Below are 11,955 nucleotides of genomic sequence, written 5' to 3' on the forward strand. Positions count from 1 at the left end.
CGGTGGCAGCAATCAAGGCTCGTCGACACGCCAGGAGAAGGAGAGAAAGCATGACCACCCGAAAGAAGAGACTGCCGCTGGCGCTTTGCGCCGGCGTTGCGGCACTTGCCATTGTCGGAGCTTCCGCGACGACGGCATCGGCCGACGGCGAACTGCGCCTCTACAACTGGTCCAACTACTTCCCGCCATCGCTGCTCGAGCGGTTCGAGAAGGAGACGGGCACCAAGGTTTCGATCGACAACTACGCCTCCGAAGAAGACCTGCTCGCCAAGTTGCAGGCCGGCGGTGCCGGCTACGACGTCATTTTTCCGGGCACCACGACGCTCGGCGTGATGGTCAAGCAGGACCTGCTCGAAAAGATCGACGTCAACCAGATGGAGAATTTCGCCAACGTCCTCGACGCCCACCAGACCATCGCCGGCGACGAGGAACGGGTCTTCTCCGCGCCCTACATGTGGGGCACCACCGGCTTCACCTACGATCCGGCGATGGTGCCGGGCGGCGAACTGGCCGAGAGCTGGAAGGCGGTGTTCGAACCCGCCGACGAGCTCAAGGGCAACATCGCCATGCTCAACGAGATGTCTGACGTGTGGAACGCGGGCGCCTACTATCTCGGCATCAGCAAATGCACCGAGGACGCGGCCGAGGCCCAGCAGATTCTCGATCTGCTGATGGCCCAGAAGCCGCACGTCAAGCTCTACTCCAACGACGGCACCATCGACCGCATGGTCGCCGGCGAGGTCGCGGTCCACATGCAGTGGAACGGCGCCGCCCACCGCGTCAAGGCCAAGAAGCCCGACGTCGTCTATGTCTACCCGAAGGAAGGAACCACCTTCTGGACCGATGCCATGGCGGTACCGAAGGGCGCGCCCAACCTGGAAAACGCCAAGGCCTTCATCAACTGGATGATGAAGCCGGAGATCGCCGCCGAGGCGTCGAACTACACGGGCTACTCCAATGCCATCAAGGGTTCCGGCGAGTTCCTCAAGGAAGACCTGCGCGGCGATCCCGCGGTCAATACGCCGGAGGAGTATGGCGAGCGGCTGCGGCCTTACGAAGCCTGCTCGGAGAAGTCGCGTGACCTGCGCGAACGCGTCTGGACCAAGCTGAAGTCCTGATCGCTGCTCCAATGCGCCGGCGGGCGGGCCTCCGCCCGCCAGGCGCCTTTTCTGATTCGTATGGATCAACTCGGGTTTTTCCCAAGGCATTGCCTGGGAACGGCAAAGCCTGCTATATTGAATGAACGTTCAATCATTATAGACGAGGTTCGCCGTGACTGCGCCTGCGCGGGACATCTCCACGCCCAATGACTGGGACCGCGCCGGGCTCCCCGGCTGGGCCTATCACAGCGAGGCACTGCTCGAGCTGGAGCGGGAGCATCTCTTCCGCACGCATTGGCAGATCGTCGGTCATGTCTCCGACATTCCCGAGCCGGGCAACTACATGACGCTCGACGCCGTCGGCGAGCGGGCGATCGTGCTGCGCGGTCAGGACGGCATCGTGCGCGCCTTCCACAATATCTGCCGTCATCGCGGCAGCCGCGTCGTGGCCGACGACAAGGGGCACTGCCGCAACGCGCTTGTCTGTCCCTTCCACGGCTGGGTCTACAACCTCGACGGCACGCTGCGCGGCGCCGCGCGTCCGCGCTCCTTTCCGGAACTCGACAAGGCCGCCTTCGGCCTCATGCCGCTCGAACTGGAAATCTGGATGGGCTTTGTCTTCATCCGGTTTCGCGAGGGGCCGCAGCCGCCGGTGGCGCGGCTCATGAAGCCGTTCGAACCCGAGATCACACACTACGACACCGCAGACATGGTGCCCACGGCGGGCATCTGGACCCAGACCTCCCCGGTCAACTGGAAGTCGGTGCGTGATGTCGACAATGAGGGCTACCATGTGGCGATGGCGCACCCCGCGCTGCAGGACCTTTATGGCGCAAGCTATTATGACGAGCCGTTCGTCGACGGCGTCTGCCGCGCTTTTGCGACCTACAATCCTCATGCCGGCCGGCGCTGGAGCGTGCGCAACTACATCAACATCGCCCCGCAGGCCGAAAACCTGCCCGACAACCTTCGCAAGGCCTGGGTCTATTACGGGCTCTTCCCCAACGCTGTGATCGGGCTGACTCCAGAAAGCTGCCAGTTCTACCAGGAGTTTCCGCTGTCGACCGGCGAAACCCTGCTGCGCGGTGCCGTCTACCGCTACCGCGACGAGGACAGGCGCCAGGCCGCGGCGCGCTACCTTGCCTACCGGATCGACCGCGACACGATGGAGGAGGACGTCCAGCTGACCATCTGGTCGAACGAATCCATGCGCTCGAAGGCCTTTTCCGGCTTCTTCCTTTCCGACCTCGAATACGGGGTCCGCACGCACCACGACCATATGCGGGCGGTGCTGCCTGTGCTTGAACAGGAGCACGCGCCGGCCGAGAACGAAATGGCGACCCTCAACAGCGCGATGCTGGCGCGCAAGCGCTAATCCGTGGATCCGCGCGGCGCCGGGCCGACGTAGCGCGCCCGGGGCCTGATCAGCGTGTCGGCGCGCAGCTGCTCGATGCCATGCGCGACCCAGCCGGCGGTCCTCGCCATCGCGAACAGCGCCGTCTCGTGGCCGATCGGCAGGCCCAGCAGTCGCATCATGACCGCGAGCGCGTAGTCGATATTGGGATAAAGCCCCGTTGCCTCGGTGATCAGGGACGGCGCCTCGGCGGCCAGCCTTTCCTCGGCGCCCGCCTTCGACAATGCCGCAAGAAGATACGCTGCGCGGGGATCGCCATTCTTGTAGACTGAATGCCCGAAGCCGGGAATGCGCTCTCCCGTCGACACGCGCTCCCGTACCTTCGACGCCAGGCTCCCGTCAGCCAGATCCTTGACCAGATGGGCGGCGCGCGGGCCGGCGCCGCCGTGCTTCGGGCCTTTCAGCGCGGCCAGCCCGGCGATTGCCGCGTCGTAGATGTTGAGCCCGGTCGAGATCGCGCACCGTAGCGTATAGGTCGAGGCATTGAGTTCGTGGTCCGCGAGAAGCACCAGTGCGCGCCGGATAAGGTCGGTCGCAGCCGCATTGCCGGGCGCCCATCCCTGCGCGATCTGGCGATGCAGCGGCAAGGATGAAGGTTGCGTCTTGAGGATCGTTGCAGCGACCAGACGCATCAGCCGCGCTCCAGTCCGCGCGCGCCCGTCGGCGGAACGGTTGAAAGCGGTCGGATCGGCGTCGCCGGCCAGTGCCAGGACGGCGATCGCCCGCTCGATCGCCGCCGCCTCCGCTGTCGCGGAGACGATCGCGCACATGGCCGCGTTCATCACCGGAAGGTTGCCGGCGGCGAACGCATCGGGACCGCTTGTGTCCCAGAGCAGCGTGGCCGCCTGTTCGAGCGTCGCGTGATCCGCCAGCGCCACCGCGTGCACGCCGCGATAAAGCGGGCCGGCCTCGGTGATGGTCGAGATGGCGGTATCGAGCACCGGCATATCCGCCTCGCCCGCCCGCGCGACGCCGGCGGGCGGCGCGCGCCGGTTCTTGAGGGCCCGCACGTCTTCCGCGCGGTAGCGCTTGCCGCGCGACTGCGGCTCCGGTTCGGACCGGATCATGCCGCGGCTGACATAGGCATAAAGCGACGCCGGCGAGATCGCCAGTTCGGCCGCCGCCTCGCGCGCCGAGAGGTAAAGAGGTTCCGGCAAGTTTTTCATATTGATTAGCTTAATCAAGATTGATCAATATGAAAAGTCTCCTCATCTTCGCGCGACGAGCGAAACGAAGGAGCACGGCCATGACGGTTCATCCCAAACATCCCGAGGGACTTGATGGCGTCGTTGCCGCCGCCACTGCGCTGTCGCATGTGGATGGCGAGCGCGGCGAGTTGCTGATCGCGGGAACATCTGTCGGCGACCTCGTTCCTTGCACGAGCTTCGAGACCATCACGGCCCGGCTCTGGTCGCTTGCGAGCGGCGAGGCGATTTCCGGCGAAACCGTCCGCGCAAAGCTTGGTGCAGCTCGCCTGGCCGCCCACGAGCGGCTTCCCTCCATTCTCGCGGTCACGCGCGGCGCTGAGGTCGCCAGCGGCTTCCGCGCAGCGCTGGCGGCGATGCGGTCACAGCAGGATTCGTCAGACGCCGCAATGCTCGCGGGCGCCATGCCGGTCATCACCGCCGCGCTCGTCCGCCAGGCGGCCGGCAAGGCGCCCGTCGCGCCCGATCCCCAGGCCGGACACGCTGCCGACCTCCTGCACATGCTGCGCGGCGAACCGGCGACAACCGCGGAAGCGGCCGCCCTGGATGCCTATCTGGTTACCGCCTCCGACCACGGCATGAACGCGTCGACCTTTGCCGGCCGTGTCGTCGCCTCCACCGGGGCCGATCTCTTCATGGCCGTTACCGCCTCCTATTGCGCCCTGACCGGTCCGCTCCACGGCGGCGCGCCGGGGCCGGTGCTGGCTATGCTGGACGAGATTCGCACGCCGGACCGCATCGCGCCCTGGATCGACGCGGCGCTTGCCCGCGGCGACCGGCTGATGGGTTTCGGCCACCGCATCTATCGGGTGCGCGATCCGCGTGCCGATGTGCTGCGCCGCGCCGTCGCCACGCTGAAGGCCGGCGCGGTCGATCTGGGCTTTGCCGCCGAAGTCGAGGCGTATGCGCGTGCCGCCCTGGCAAGGGCCAAGCCCGACCGTCCGCTCGACACCAATGTCGAGTTTTACACCGCGATCATGCTCGATGCGCTCGCGATCCCCCGCGACGCCTTCACGCCTGTCTTTGCCACGGCTCGGGTTGCCGGCTGGGTCGGGCATGCCATCGAACAGCAGCGCACCGGCCGGCTGTTGCGGCCGGCCTCCTCCTACACGGGACCTGTCCCGGTCTGAAGGCGCGACAGGGGCTCAGCCGTTCCAGAGACCTTCCTGCCGCAGGTCGTCCATCGTGCGCGAAATACCCTCGTGCAGGATGGCGACCATGCGGTCGATCTGCTCGCGCGTGATGATCAGCGGCGGCGACATCACGCACATATGGATCAGCGGCCGCACCAGGAGCCCGAGCTCATGGCAGTGGGCGTCGATGCGCTTGCCCACTTCCTTGTCGAGGGTGAGGGGGTTGCGGCTTTCGCGGTCGGCCACGCATTCCACACAGGCCATCAGGCCGGCGCCGCGCACCTCGCCGACCAGCGGCAACTCCTCCAGGCTCTTCAGCCGGTCCTGGAAATAGGGCGCGATCTCGCGCGCATGCTCCAGGATGCCGCCTTCGAGCAGATCGAGATTCTTGAGCGCGACGGCGCAGCCGACCGGATGGCTCGAATAGGTGAGGCCATGCGCATACATCGCCTCGGAGCGGTTCGAGCGTCTTATCTCGTCGAACAGCCGTGCCGACACCACCATGCCGCCAAGCGGGAAATAGCCGGAGGTCACGCCCTTGGCGAATGTGATTATGTCGGGCTCGATGCCGAACACCGATTGCGAGGCAAAGACCTCGCCCAGCCGCCCGAAAGCCGTGACCACCTCGTCGGACACGAACAGGATGTCGTTGTCGCGGCAGATCGCGGCAATGCGTTTCAGATAGTCCGGCGGCGGCACGATGACGCCGCCCGAGGCCATGATCGGTTCGCCGACGAAGGCGCCGATCCGCTCCGCGGCGATGCGCTCGACCGTTTCGGCAAACTCCGCGACGAGCTTGTCCGAGAAACTCTCGACGCTCATGCCGGCCGGGCGCCGGAACGGGTCGGGACAGGAGAGCTTCACGACAAGATCGTCGACGCCGTCCATCCAGTCGCGGTCGCGCGGCCTGCCGTTGAGGGAAGCCGAAAGGAAGGTGGAGCCGTGATAGGCACCGCCACGGCTCAGGATCACCTTCTTTTCCGGCCGGCCGCGAACATTGTTGTAGAACTGCATGAAGCGCAGTGCGCTTTCGACCGCCGTCGACCCGCCCGTGGTGAAGAAGACATGGTCGAGATCGCCCGGCGCATGCGCCGCGATCCTTTCCGCCAGCCGGGCCGAGGGCTCGTTCATCGTGTACCAGGGCGAGTTGTAGGAAAGCGCCATCGCCTGGTCGTGGAGCACTTCGGCGAGTTCGCGCCGGCGGTGCCCGACATTGACGCACCACATGCCGGCCGGGCCGTCGATCAGCCAGTTGCCTTCGCCGTCGCTGACGTGGACGCCGTCGCCTTCGCCGATCAGCCCCCGCGCCTCGTCGCCGATCTCGCCCGCCACCGGCCACGGCTGCACCAGATGGCGCCGGGCCGCCCTGGTCGGTTCAAACGCCGCCTCACCACTGCTTGCCGGGGACGACGATGCCCTCTTGGAGACTGCCATGCACTTGCTCTGCCCGCCCGTGACCTCGTTGCCGTCGATCGCCAAGTCCCCGGAATCGAACGCTGCCACGGTCTATATTGAATGTCCGTTCAATCAATATCGCAGAGAAGGGCCGTGATTTCAACGCTGGCCTGACGTGTCACCGGGCGAACCGGGGAAGCCTCTTTCCCTGTCGCTCCGCCGTCCTTGCGGCAGCGTCTAGGCAGCTGCCGTATGGGATCCGTAATGTTTCGGAAACATCGTCGCCAGCACCGTCTTCGCCGCGTCCAGTGCCGTCTGGCGGGCCATGCCGCTGCTGGCCATCATCAGCCTGAGCCACAACCCCTCGAGCAGCGCGTCGAGGGCGATGGCCGCGTTGCGGGCGTCCAGCCGATAGCCGCCCTCCTCGATCAGCGCGCCGCACAGTGAGGCGAGCACGTCCTGATAGGCCTCGTCTCGCGACCCGCACAGCGCCTGGTAGGTCGGGCGCGACTTCGCCTCGCCCCAGAAGGCGCACCACGCCGCCAGCTTGCGCTTGTTGCAGATCGAACGGTCGAAATCCGCCGACACCAGCGCCAGGAGGCGTTCGGCCGGGTCGGTACCGGCCTTACTGAGGGCGCTGCGCCAGTGGCCGGCATATTCTTCCGACATGTGCTGCAGCGTGGCGACGAGCAGCTTCTCCTTGCTCTCGAAATGAAAGTTAACGATGCCGCGCGACAGGCCGGCGCCATCCGCGACGTCGGCCATGGTGGTTTCGGAGTAGCCGCGCCTTGCCAGCGAATCGATCGTCGCTTCGATGAGCTGCAGCCGGCGCGTTTCCTTGGACGCCTTGCGCCCCTTGCGTTCGCCCTCTGCGGCTGCGTCTGGCGATGGGTTTTTCATGGGCACTCCGCTGTCACCGATCCCGGGCGTCGCCGTCGCGTTGTGTCACGCCGGCTTTGTCGCCCGCAGATGCGTAGGCCGGTGTTCCCCGCTGTCAAGCACCTTGAGCATCGCCGTCCAGGTGCGGATGTTCTTGTCGACATAATCGGCCCCGGCGGCCCGGCTTGCCGCCTCGTAAAGCGGGCCCTGCAGCCGCGCCAGTTCTTCGCGGGCCACCTCGCGATACCAGATATTGCGGTCGACGGTGACGATATCGGTGAAGCCCGCATGCTCCATAGCCCGGCGATAACGGTCGGGCGAGGCCATGCCAAAGCTCAGGCCCTCGGCGGCGAGGTAGCCCTTCATGTCGGGCGAGGGCTCACCGTCATGCGAGGTCAGCCAGTCGCTCGCGGCAAAGGTGCCGCCCGATTTAAGCACCCGGAATATCTCGGCGAAGATCGCCTCCTTGTCCGGCACGTGCACCAGCGCGTCCTTGGAAAAGACGACGTCGAACTCGGCATCTGCGAAAGGAAGACGGCCCGCCGGCGCCTGGACGAAGCGGACGCGGTCGGAGTGCCCCCTCTCCGACGCGCGCCGCCTCGCCGCCTCGATCACCGGCAGCTCGACATCGAACCCGGTGATCTGCCCCGCCCTGTGCTGTTCGGCCAGATGGATGGTGATGCCGCCGGACCCGCAGCCGACATCGAGCACCGAGAGACCGTCAAGCGTCAGTCCGGCCAGAACGCGGTCGACTTCCTCCGGACCGCCGGGTGACAAAAATCCGTCCCCCCACAGGGTCTCGAGGAACCGGATGGCATCGCCATCATATTCCGGGTCAAGTTCGGTCATTTCCCGCGCGCTTCGGACCGTCCAGTACTGCTCAAAGCCTAGCATCTGTTACCGAAAATACAATATCGCTTGCTGAACATTCATTCAGGATGTGGACGATATCCTTGCATCGTGGCAGAAAGTCCGAGCCAAGTGGCGGACGAGAATCTTCGGCACGGATTGGATAGTTCTTTTCGGACGCTCACTCGCAACGGTGCCAAGGAACCTGCGCTCATGGACGAAAACGACGAGACCGCACGCAACTGGACGCTGATCGCAACGCCCCCCGGCGAAGAGTGGTCCGGCCGCGCGCGCTACGCGGCGGCGATGTTTTTCTATCAGCGCAGCGAGATGAGCGCCGAGGTTCTGGAAGTCTACCGCATCTGCTCACGCCTGGACGCGGAGGATCCGCTCGCCGTCATCCGCGACCGCGGGATCGGTCGCGACTGGCTGGCGAAGCTCGGCAAGGCGGGCCGCTAGCACGGCGCCGATCGTGAGATCGCACGCGACCGCGAGGGTTCAACCGGGCGCCAGGAACATGGGAAAAGACCGCCGTTGGTGGAGCTGAGGGGGATCGAACCCCTGACCTCGTCATTGCGAACGACGCGCTCTCCCAGCTGAGCTACAGCCCCGTCCGACGGTGGCGGCATTTACGTTTGCGCGCCCTTTTCTGTCAAGCGCCGGTTGACGGCATCTCGCGATGCCGCCGAACGCCCGCTGGCCGGCGATTTGCGCGCGCGACTTGCCGCGTCGGCCCTCAATGGCTACATCTCGCGAAACCGAACGGAGACGCTGATGCTCGCCCTGATCCAGACCATCCTTCTGGCGATCGACATCTACTGGTGGCTGATCATCGCCTCGGCGATCTTTTCGTGGCTGTTCGCCTTCAACGTCATCAATGGCCGCAACCAGTTCGTCGCCACGATCGGCGATTTCCTCTACCGGGTGACCGAGCCGGCATTGCGGCCGATCCGCCGCTTCACGCCCGATCTCGGCGGCATCGACATTTCGCCGATCATCCTGCTCCTGATCCTGTTTTTCCTGCGCGAGTTCATCCGCACCACGATCGCCCCGGCGCTGCTCTGATCCGCCTTGGCCGACGGCTTCCTGCGCCAGCGCGAGGACTGCGTGGAAATAGCCGTCCGCCTGACGCCGCGCGGTGGCACCGACGCCATTGAAGGCGTGGCCGAGGATTCCTCCGGGAGGCAATATCTCAAGGCACGTGTGCGCGCCGTTCCCGAAAAGGGCGCGGCCAACGCGGCGTTGGCGCGATTGCTGGCCAGTCGGCTCGGCATCGGCATCAGCCGGGTCGAGATCATTTCCGGAGCGACGGCGAGGCTGAAGACCGTCCGCATCAGCGGCGACGCGCGGGACCTTTCGCAAGCGCTTGCCGAACTGGCCCGGTAAGGCTGCAACCATCGCGCGATCCCGCGCCTCGACAGGCGAACCACCAGGACAATGACGCAATTCGCGGTGACCTTGTCCCCGTTCGGCGCTACTGTCGGATTGAGCTGATGGAGGGCCGGAGATGCTGCCGAAACCGAACATCTTGCTGCTTGCAGCCGTCGGCGCGATGCTTTGGACCGCCGCGGCCGCCGGCGAGGTCTCCAGTGCCTATACCGACCTTGTCGCCGACCGTGACTGCACCACCTTCGCCGCCGCCGACCGGGACGAGGGCGGCGACTGGGCCAATCTGGTCTGCAACGGTTATCGCGGTTATCCGGTCTTCATCTATTACGGCGACGCGCGCGAATCGCTGTTTTACGGCTTTCCGCCGGCCGGCAACCTCGCCCCGGTGTGGGAAAGCTTCGACGCCTTCAACTCCACCGGCCCGAAGATCGAGTGGCGCCTGGAGACCGACGGCAATGGCGCCGTCCCCTTCGCCACCATCCATCGCTGGTTCGTCAGCGATCCGGACGATGCCAGCGAAAACATCGAGGTGCTGGTCGTGGAAAAGGTCGGCCAGCCTCACGAGCGCGACGGCTGCGCGGTCGGATATGTCGTGGCGACGGGAAATCCGGATGCCAATGAAAAGGCGCGCAGGATCGCCGACCTTCAGGCGCGCGAATTTGCCTGCGGCGCCGACCAGCCGGTGATCGACCAGGGCAGCCTGCCGCTGCCGCCCTTCAACCGAGCCGAGAACTGATCAGCGGCGGGCCCGCTCGATCGCCTCGACGATCATCGTGCGGGCGACGCTGGCATCGTGCCAGCCGCCGATCTTGACCCACTTGCCGGCTTCCAGATCCTTGTAGTGCTCGAAGAAATGCTCGACCTGCTTGAGCGTGATCTCGGGCAGGTCGGTGAAGTTGTCGACGTCCTCGTAGCGCCGCGTCAGGTGTGGCGACGGCACCGCGATGACCTTCTCGTCCTGGCCGGCATTGTCTTCCATGATCAGCACGCCGATCGGGCGAACATTGATCACGCAGCCCGGGATGAGCTGGCGCGTGTTGCAGACCAGCACGTCGATCGGGTCGCCGTCTCCGGAAAGCGTGTGCGGCACGAAGCCGTAGTTTCCGGGATAGGTCATCGGCGTATAGAGGAAGCGGTCGACCACCAGCGTGCCGGCTTCCTTGTCCATCTCGTATTTGATCGGCTGGCCGCCGACCGGCACCTCCACGATGACGTTGACGTCCTCGGGCGGATTGCTGCCGATGGCAATGGCATCGATACGCATGGGCGCGGCTCCTTCAGGTCAGCCCTGCGCATAGCGATTTGTGCACTGCAACACAAGCGGCGCGGTCGCTTTCCCCGACCGGCGGCAACGCCGGCCGTTCAGTCCCAGACGAAGGCGATCTTGCGGATTGCTTTCTGGTCGAAGACCTCGACGCCTTCGGCGACATCGCGGCCGCCGGCGCCCTGATAGAAGGAAACGGCGTTGCCGTTTTCCTCCAGCGCCCACACGACGAGGCCCTTCAGCCCATGCGCGGCGAGCTTGTCGCGCGCCTCGGCGAAAAGCCGCGTCCCGAGACCGACGCCCTGATATTGCGGGCGCAGATAGAGCTCGTAGATCTCGCCCTGCTGCGGCAGTTCGCGGGCCCGGTTGCGGCCGAGCGTGGCATAGCCGGCGATCTCGCCGCCGCATTCGACCACCAGCACCGAGGCGGCACGCCGTATGGCGCTCGCCCACCAGGCGGCGCCGCGCCGGTTGATCATCTTCGCCAGCGCCCGGTAGGGAATGATGCCCGCATAGGCACCGCGCCAGGCTTCCATATGCACGTCCGCGATCGCCGAGGCGTCACTTTCCTCGGCGCGGCGGATGTCTATGGTCAGCGCGGTCTTCATGATTTGTTAACCATAACGCCGCGACGCGTCCTCCGGCAAGCCGCCTTGCAGCCTGTCCGGCAATCTTTGGAGGAAAGCCTCAGATCACGACGAGGTGGTCGGGGAGTTCGTTCGGCTCGGGCTCGCGCGCCGGAAAATGCGCGGCGAGCAGCGCGCCGGCCTTGCCGACGGCTTCGCTGAAGCCCTGCGCGATCCGGTCGCCGCGCGCTTGGGCGGTCAGCCCGGCGACCATCTCGTTCCAGGTCTCCTGCGGAACGACCGCGTTGATTCCCTCATCCGCGACGATCTCTGCATATCGTTCGGCCAGCGACAGGAACACCAGCACCCCGGTCCGCTCGCGCGTGACATGGACGTTGTGGGCCAGAAACTGGCGCGCGGCGTTTTCGTGCGCGCGGCGGTAGCGCATGCGGCGCGGGACAAGATGGATGCGCACGGCCGGCAGGCACCAGATCACGACGAGCCCGAGCCCCAGCGCAGCGCATTGCGCCAGGACGAAGTGCGGCAGCCTGACGCCGAGCCAGAGCATTTCCACCGCCAACGCTGCGACAAGGCTGGCGACCAGCGTGCCGACTGCCAGCATGAAGGCCGCCGCGAGAAAATAATCGTCGCTCTGCCTTGCGAGCACGCAGTAAATCTCGCCGGAGGTCCGTGTTTCCGCGTCGCGGATCGCCCGTGTGATCTGTTCCCGGTCTTCCGGGGAAAGAACGTCGCTGCCCATG

General features: G+C 65.7%; 14 protein-coding genes and 1 tRNA gene. 7 read left to right on the plus strand and 8 right to left on the minus strand.

The window, feature by feature from the left end:
- Positions 1–50: 50 nt before the first annotated feature.
- Together FQ775_RS18450 and FQ775_RS18455 are read left to right on the plus strand one after the other, a co-directional pair.
- The gene (locus FQ775_RS18450; protein WP_146300404.1) at positions 51–1,118 is read left to right on the plus strand and encodes an extracellular solute-binding protein; all 1,068 of its coding nucleotides are present in this window, start codon (positions 51–53) and stop codon (positions 1,116–1,118) included.
- A 154-nt stretch (positions 1,119–1,272) separates the two neighbouring features.
- Positions 1,273–2,475, plus strand: a complete 1,203-nt coding sequence (locus FQ775_RS18455; protein ID WP_146300405.1) for an aromatic ring-hydroxylating oxygenase subunit alpha — start codon at positions 1,273–1,275, stop codon at positions 2,473–2,475.
- Here the strand turns inward: FQ775_RS18455 and FQ775_RS18460 are convergent.
- The gene (locus FQ775_RS18460) at positions 2,472–3,680 is read right to left on the minus strand and encodes a citrate/2-methylcitrate synthase (RefSeq protein WP_146300406.1); all 1,209 of its coding nucleotides are present in this window, start codon (positions 3,678–3,680) and stop codon (positions 2,472–2,474) included. The two genes, FQ775_RS18455 and FQ775_RS18460, sit on opposite strands and share 4 nt — an antisense overlap.
- A gap of 80 nt (positions 3,681–3,760) precedes the next feature.
- Here FQ775_RS18460 and FQ775_RS18465 point away from each other — a divergent pair, with 80 nt between their 5' ends.
- A complete protein-coding gene (locus tag FQ775_RS18465) occupies positions 3,761–4,849 on the plus strand; it encodes a citrate synthase (protein WP_146300407.1) in 1,089 nt (362 codons plus the stop codon).
- Positions 4,850–4,864: 15 nt separating this feature from the next.
- On the opposite strand, the gene FQ775_RS18470 is transcribed toward FQ775_RS18465, so the two are convergent.
- The 3 genes from FQ775_RS18470 to FQ775_RS18480 all read right to left on the minus strand — a co-directional run bounded on the left by FQ775_RS18470 (position 4,865) and on the right by FQ775_RS18480 (position 7,975).
- Positions 4,865–6,286, minus strand: coding sequence for an aminotransferase (locus FQ775_RS18470; RefSeq protein ID WP_146300408.1), 1,422 nt, complete (start codon positions 6,284–6,286; stop codon positions 4,865–4,867).
- A gap of 198 nt (positions 6,287–6,484) precedes the next feature.
- On the minus strand, positions 6,485–7,147 hold the full coding sequence (gene betI, locus FQ775_RS18475; RefSeq protein ID WP_146300409.1) for a transcriptional regulator BetI: 663 nt from the start codon (positions 7,145–7,147) through the stop codon (positions 6,485–6,487).
- 45 nt (positions 7,148–7,192) lie between these two features.
- Positions 7,193–7,975 carry a class I SAM-dependent methyltransferase gene (locus FQ775_RS18480; RefSeq protein WP_146300410.1) on the minus strand — a complete coding sequence of 261 codons (783 nt, stop codon included), beginning with the start codon at positions 7,973–7,975 and terminating at the stop codon, positions 7,193–7,195.
- A gap of 213 nt (positions 7,976–8,188) precedes the next feature.
- On the opposite strand from FQ775_RS18480, the gene FQ775_RS18485 reads away from it, so the two are divergent.
- On the plus strand, positions 8,189–8,434 hold the full coding sequence (locus FQ775_RS18485) for an aminopeptidase (RefSeq protein ID WP_146300411.1): 246 nt from the start codon (positions 8,189–8,191) through the stop codon (positions 8,432–8,434).
- A 76-nt stretch (positions 8,435–8,510) separates the two neighbouring features.
- On the opposite strand, the gene FQ775_RS18490 is transcribed toward FQ775_RS18485, so the two are convergent.
- Positions 8,511–8,586, minus strand: a tRNA-Ala gene (locus tag FQ775_RS18490).
- 163 nt (positions 8,587–8,749) lie between these two features.
- Here FQ775_RS18490 and FQ775_RS18495 point away from each other — a divergent pair.
- The 3 genes from FQ775_RS18495 to FQ775_RS18505 all read left to right on the plus strand — a co-directional run bounded on the left by FQ775_RS18495 (position 8,750) and on the right by FQ775_RS18505 (position 10,100).
- Positions 8,750–9,040: a YggT family protein gene (locus FQ775_RS18495; protein WP_146300412.1), complete on the plus strand. Its 291-nt coding sequence runs from the start codon at positions 8,750–8,752 to the stop codon at positions 9,038–9,040.
- 6 nt (positions 9,041–9,046) lie between these two features.
- Positions 9,047–9,361 (plus strand): DUF167 family protein, encoded by a 315-nt coding sequence (locus FQ775_RS18500; RefSeq protein WP_146300413.1) that lies wholly within the window; start codon positions 9,047–9,049, stop codon positions 9,359–9,361.
- A 121-nt stretch (positions 9,362–9,482) separates the two neighbouring features.
- Positions 9,483–10,100: a hypothetical protein gene (locus tag FQ775_RS18505; protein ID WP_246730171.1), complete on the plus strand. Its 618-nt coding sequence runs from the start codon at positions 9,483–9,485 to the stop codon at positions 10,098–10,100.
- Here FQ775_RS18505 and ppa read toward each other — a convergent pair whose 3' ends face one another.
- The 3 genes from ppa to FQ775_RS18520 all read right to left on the minus strand — a co-directional run bounded on the left by ppa (position 10,101) and on the right by FQ775_RS18520 (position 11,954).
- Entirely contained in the window at positions 10,101–10,628 is a 528-nt protein-coding gene (gene ppa / locus FQ775_RS18510; RefSeq protein WP_146300414.1) for an inorganic diphosphatase, read from the minus strand. It lies immediately after the preceding gene.
- A gap of 98 nt (positions 10,629–10,726) precedes the next feature.
- Positions 10,727–11,236: a GNAT family N-acetyltransferase gene (locus FQ775_RS18515; RefSeq protein WP_146300415.1), complete on the minus strand. Its 510-nt coding sequence runs from the start codon at positions 11,234–11,236 to the stop codon at positions 10,727–10,729.
- Positions 11,237–11,315: 79 nt separating this feature from the next.
- Entirely contained in the window at positions 11,316–11,954 is a 639-nt protein-coding gene (locus tag FQ775_RS18520; protein WP_146300416.1) for a TPM domain-containing protein, read from the minus strand.
- Position 11,955: the final 1 nt, after the last annotated feature.

Source organism: Nitratireductor mangrovi, assembly GCF_007922615.2.
Taxonomy (GTDB): domain Bacteria; phylum Pseudomonadota; class Alphaproteobacteria; order Rhizobiales; family Rhizobiaceae; genus Mangrovimarina; species Mangrovimarina mangrovi.